The organism is Bradyrhizobium campsiandrae (genome assembly GCF_014529705.1).
Taxonomy (GTDB): Bacteria; Pseudomonadota; Alphaproteobacteria; order Rhizobiales; family Xanthobacteraceae; genus Bradyrhizobium; species Bradyrhizobium campsiandrae.
In genome coordinates, this window is the sequence record NZ_JAANIH010000280.1 from 1 (window position 1) to 384 (window position 384).

The 384-nt window shown below is 34.6% G+C and carries 1 protein-coding gene; it reads right to left on the bottom strand.

Translation table 11 applies throughout. The annotated features are described in order from the left end of the window. A partial coding sequence (locus G8O24_RS43090; RefSeq protein ID WP_202988843.1) for a trypsin-like serine peptidase occupies positions 1 to 370 on the bottom strand: 370 nt, incomplete at its 3' end. Positions 371 to 384: the final 14 nt, after the last annotated feature.

Sequence of the window (384 nt, forward strand, 5' to 3'; positions counted from 1 at the left end):
TGTCATAATTGCTATCTCCTTTTGCCGACCAATTTACAGGTACATGTAATTTAGAACTAGTAACATATGTTGGGGATACCCAATTATTCATTTTAGGCTGAAAAATAACTCCATTTGCCCACGATCTAGTACTCTTATCATACAAATTGTGTCCTGCAGTCAAGACTTTATTGCTTCCGATAATTGTTCCTGTCCCAACATACCAAACCATTTTATTGCCTTTCTTAAATGACATTTCCATATAACCTATTTGTTTATATGGAGAATTATTTACATTTGCTTTTACTCTATTGTCTGCTCCAACCACTTTTTTCAAAAGTCTAGGTGCCTGTTTTTCTATAGGATTAATTATTGGCTCCGTATTTTCCACCTGATCCTCAGGAT